This window comes from Bacteroidales bacterium, assembly GCA_018334875.1.
Taxonomy (GTDB): domain Bacteria; phylum Bacteroidota; class Bacteroidia; order Bacteroidales; family UBA12077; genus JAGXLC01.
Map to the genome: position 1 here is coordinate 12,863 of JAGXLC010000065.1, position 5,289 is coordinate 18,151.

Here is a 5,289-nt window from a genome sequence, read left to right on the forward strand (position 1 = left end):
ATGGACCTTTGTATGGAAAAAATATCAGACGATAATGTGCCCTACGGCTTCTTTACTAATTCTTTCATCCGGAATTATTACAGGATAGGAGAAAAAGAGGAAGCCCGTAAACACCTGGGAATTTTACGAGAAAACCTGAACCAGAAGATGAACTACTATGTAAACCTGGGAGAATTGTCGGGACAGTTCCCCGATGATATCAGGCGTACCATGACATCCCTGAAAAGGCTGTCGGATATTACCGAATCGCAAGGAGATAAAGAGCTAAGCAAGGATATTCTGAATGACTTTGATCGGTATATGAAATTTTTACAGCAGAATCAGCAACTGTTAAACCGGCAACGTTGAATTATTACAGACTGGCAGCAAAGGGTATCCGGCAGGTAACCTGGTATTATGATACAAAGGAGAAAAATATCTATCTGACCTTCGATGATGGGCCAACCTCAAAAATTACCCCGTGGATACTGCATCTGCTGGAACAGTATAATGCCCGCGCCACATTTTTTTGTCTGGGGCGCCAGGTAGAACAGTTCCCTTTACAGTATGAAAAGATCCTTAAAAGAGGCCATGCTGCAGGCAATCATACATACAGCCATTTAAAAGGAATTTTTACCAGGAACAGGCAGTATTTTGAAGATGTAAACCATGCAGCCCGCCTGATTGATTCCCACTTGTTCAGGTTTCCACATGGTTCTTTTCGGATATCCCAGATCAAACATCTGAGCAAGAGTTACCAAATTATTATGTGGGATGTATTGAGCGGGGATTATAATCGCCGCTGTTCATCCCGTTCCATACTACAACATCTTTTAAATTCAGTTGGACCGGGTTCTATCGTGGTGTTTCATGATTCCGAAAAGGCGGAAGCAAATATAAAAAAAGTCTTACCGCAGTTTTTGAAGCATTTTCAGGAAGAAGGCTATATTTTCCCGCTGATACCTGATTCAAGGCGTGATTAAGTTTATATCGTAAACTTCTTCTCAGCCTGAACAGATAAAACAAATAAACAGATTTTTCTGCTTAAAGTATCCAAATTTTTCTTATATTGTAAACCTAAATCTTTTTCAATAATTTGGAAACATATTTTTTGGTTACAATCTCCCTTATAAGCTTTTGTTAATGGCAAAATACAATTACGAACACATCGATATGCTTTTGGCGGCTGGAATGATTGCCCAAATTTTCAGGAAATATGTTGACGATCTTTCCTACATCCGTACCGACTGGACCCGCAAATATGCAGATTCCCTCAACGAACGCATTGACAAGGCCATGAAAAACCATCTGGGGGTTACCTACCCTGCCGACCTGCGTGCAGCTAACGAACGAATTATAGAGATCAGGCCTACAACCAGGAGAGACCTGGCCTTTATTATGAGAGAGATTAAGGACAATTTCAGTATGGAAGAAGCAGATGCAATTTTGCATTATCTTGGATTCGACCTGTATATCGACGATGTGATAAGTCATGATCAGGAAAGCCTTATAAATTTGCTGTTTTCCTTTAAATCCGGAATGACCCGCGGACTTAGAAGGCTGATAACCGGCCAGGGTACCAATCCGCCACTTATAGACAGAATCATGGAGCATGCCGGAATTTTCCAGCAGGCAAACCAGATTCAGAGGCAACTCAAAAAAGAGTGGCATCAACCTCCCAAATCTGCCCACCAGGAATTACAGACCATTTTTAAAGAAGTAATGTTGATCTGTAAGATCGGTGCAATCTTTTACCAGGAAGAGCCCGACAAAAGAGACTTCTTTGTTTTCGCAAAAGTTGTTCACAGCATCAATGCCGGCAGTTCGTCACAGGAAGGAGAACGCTCAAAGGACGAATAAGTATTTACTGCTACCTAATTTGGACAAGCCAAAACGGAAACACATTCAATTCCTTGAAAGCATCCTGTTTGGTTTTGGCTTGTCCAAATTAGACGCTTATTATGCCACCTTTTAAAAAATAATCACTAAAAATAAATGCATCTTATGAAGTACCTAAAACAAATCACCATTCTTTCAATCCTGATGTGGTTAGCCATTACGGCTGATGCCCAGGATAAAAAAGCCCTCACATTTGACGATATTCTGAAATGGAACCGGATAACCGAAAAAACGATTTCAAATGACGGCAGTCTGGTTGCCTATAAACTGGAGCCCTGGAAAGGAGACCCTGTTCTTAAACTGATTGAAAATGACGGTTCACCGGTATTTACACAAACGGGTGGCTCGGATATCCGGATAACTGAAGATTCCCGGTTTCTTCTTTCCAGGATCAAGCCGCTGGAAGATACGATACGACAGTTGAAACTACAAAATATAAATGAAGAAGACATGCCGGAGGATCAGTTGCTTATCCTGAATATACAATCCGGTGAAAAAGAAACCATTGATAATCTGAAATCTTTTAAAATTCCTGAAAAATGGAGTGGTTGGGCTGCCTATCAAACCAAGCCGGAAGAAGAAAAGGATACTACTGTGGAAAATAAACACGGGAAGGAAGCATCATCCGAAAACGGGTACCCGCTGCATATTAAAAAACTACCGGGAGAAACTGTTCAGTTTCCCTGCGTTACAGATTATCTTTTTGCTGAGGAGAAAGAAGTTATCGCATTTGTTTCCACGGGTAATGAAGACTTTAAAGCCGGCGTATATCAATATGACCTCGCCGAAAAGAATTTGACACCTGTAATGCAGGGGGATACAAAACACAAGCAGTTAAACATCAGCGAAGATGGTTCTCTTATTGCTTTTTTATCAGACAGCACAACCACAAAAGAAGAAAAGGATTTTGCACTGTATCTATGGGACGGACAAGGCAATGCAGGTGAACTCGTAAACAACAATAACGCGGCTTTGCCAGAGGACTGGAAAATAAGTGAGCACGGAGCGCTCCGCTTTTCTCAATCCAAAGAACGCTTATTCTTCGGCACAGCGCCCGAGCTACCGGAAAAAGACACCACTAAGCCGGAAGATGAAATACCCGTAGTGGATGTATGGCACTGGGATGAACCTGTCCTGCATAGTCGACAACTCAATAACAGGGAAGAAAACCTAAAAAAAAGCTATGTGGCAGTATATCACCTTGATCAGGACAAAATGGTGCAACTGGAAAATGAAGACTTTACAGGCATAAAATTAATTGACGATGGCGATGCTGAGAAAGCACTGGCATGGTCATACTTACCATATGCTGTAAGAAGAATGTGGGAGGGCTATCCTTATCACAACGATTTTTACCTGGTGGACATGCAAACCGGAAAAGCTGAAATGTTCAAAAAAGATTGCCGCGCAACGCCAGATGTATCACCCAATGGAGAATACGTTTACTGGTACAATGCATTGGATACCACCTGGGTTACGTACAACATTGCTTCCGGCGAAGAATTCACCGTCACAGAGCCGGAAAATATACAGGTTGCCAATGAACTCAATGACCGCCCCCACCCACCACGGCCTTACGGAACACCGGACTGGCTGGAAGACGACAAAGCCCTGCTGGTATATGACCGTTTCGACATCTGGAAAGTGGACCCTGAGAACAGGGAAGAACCGGTAAACCTGACAGAAAATGGAAGAAAAACAAAAACGAAATACCGCCTGATAGATTACAGGACGGAAGACGAAAAGAAAAAAGGTCTGGAGGAGTCAGAGACCTATCACCTGCATGGACATAATATAGAAACCCGGGGAGAAGGATATTATGAGCTGAAACTAAAAAGTCCGGGTGAACCGAAACAACTGCTTGGCGGAAAATATAGCCTTAACAATCCTGTTAAGGCCAAAGATAAAGATGTTTATGTATATACACAGGAAACATTCCAGCAGTTTCCCGATCTGCAGATTACCAAAAATTTCAGGAAATCTGCACGGATAAGCAATGCCAATCCGCAGCAGGAAGAATTTAAATGGGGAACCATCGAACTGTACAACTGGATATCCGCAGACGGAAGAAAGCTGGAAGGATTACTGGTGAAACCTGAGGATTTTGATCCCGACAAAAAATATCCCCTGATTGTCAACTTTTACGAGAAAAGCTCACAAGGGCTTTACAATCATCGCACACCGGAAGTGCATCGTTCAACAATCGATTATCACTACTACACCAGCAATGATTATATCATTTTCAATCCGGACGTTTATTACGGAACCGGGTATCCGGGTGAGGATGCCTTTAACTGCGTGATGACAGGCATTACACAACTCATATCTAAAGGCTTCATCGATGAAGATCATATTGCTGCACAAGGCCATAGCTGGGGCGGATACCAGGTAGCCTATCTGGCTACCCGCACCGATATGTTTGCTGCAATAGAATCCGGTGCACCGGTGGTGAACATGTTCAGCGCTTACGGAGGAATCAGGGAAAATTCAGGACTTAACCGATCTTTCCAATATGAGCAGACACAGAGCCGGATTGGCAAATCCATCTGGGAAGCGCCCCATAGATACCTGGAAAATTCACCCCTGTTTTGGGCGGATAAAATCAGTACCCCTATGCTAATCATGCACAACGAAGATGATGGGGCTGTACCCTTCAGCCAGGGAGTTGAATTGTTTATTGCGATGCGCAGATTGCGTAAGCCTGCATGGTTGCTCAATTACAACGAAGCCGACCACTGGCCAACGAAAATCCGTGATAAATATGACTTCCAGATTCGCATGTCACAGTTCTTCGAGCATTACCTGAAAGAAAAGCCCATGCCTGAATGGATGAAAGAAGGCATACCGGCAGTTGAAAAAGGCCGGAATATGGGATACTAGCTTATTGAAAATAAAAAGGACTAATTATAGGCTGCCCATAAAGTCCTCCGTGTTCCTCCGTGATTTTCTTTTGAAATGTTCCCGGAAATGATTATTTTAGTAACTCTGTTGAACAAACAAAAACTATAAACAATGATCCACAAAAACTTTTATTCCGCTTTGCTTTTGGTTATGGTGATAAGTCTTTTCACTTCATGCCAGAACGATCAAACCAACAAATCCTGTGAACAGCCATTTGTTCATCACGTATTTTTCTGGCTTAACAATCCTGATGATCCGGATGACAGAGCCGAATTCGAAAAAGGCATCGAAGAATTGCTGGAAGTACCCCAGATCAAGTCGTATCATGTTGGTGAACCTGCCGCTACAGCCCACAGGGATGTGGTAGATGGTTCCTATACCTATTCTTATATGGTGTTTTTTGAGGATAAGGAAAGCCATGACATCTACCAGGAACATCCCATTCATCAGGAATTCATTGATGAATACCAGCACCTCTGGAAGAAAGTGCAAGTATATGATGCTGTAATG

5 protein-coding genes are annotated in these 5,289 nt (G+C 42.6%); all 5 read left to right on the top strand.

Annotated features, from left to right (window positions below):
- The coding region (locus KGY70_07710) for a hypothetical protein (GenBank protein ID MBS3775055.1) at nt 1-348 on the top strand (348 nt) is incomplete at its 5' end.
- Nucleotides 345-962 carry a polysaccharide deacetylase family protein gene (locus KGY70_07715; protein ID MBS3775056.1) on the top strand — a complete coding sequence of 206 codons (618 nt, stop codon included), beginning with the start codon at nt 345-347 and terminating at the stop codon, nt 960-962. The genes KGY70_07710 and KGY70_07715, both read left to right, overlap by 4 nt.
- A gap of 160 nt (nt 963-1,122) precedes the next feature.
- Nucleotides 1,123-1,839, top strand: coding sequence for a hypothetical protein (locus tag KGY70_07720; GenBank protein ID MBS3775057.1), 717 nt, complete (start codon nt 1,123-1,125; stop codon nt 1,837-1,839).
- Nucleotides 1,840-1,983: 144 nt separating this feature from the next.
- Nucleotides 1,984-4,758 carry a S9 family peptidase gene (locus tag KGY70_07725; GenBank protein ID MBS3775058.1) on the top strand — a complete coding sequence of 925 codons (2,775 nt, stop codon included), beginning with the start codon at nt 1,984-1,986 and terminating at the stop codon, nt 4,756-4,758.
- A 132-nt stretch (nt 4,759-4,890) separates the two neighbouring features.
- Nucleotides 4,891-5,289 (top strand): Dabb family protein (locus KGY70_07730; GenBank protein ID MBS3775059.1); only part of this gene is annotated, 399 nt, incomplete at its 3' end.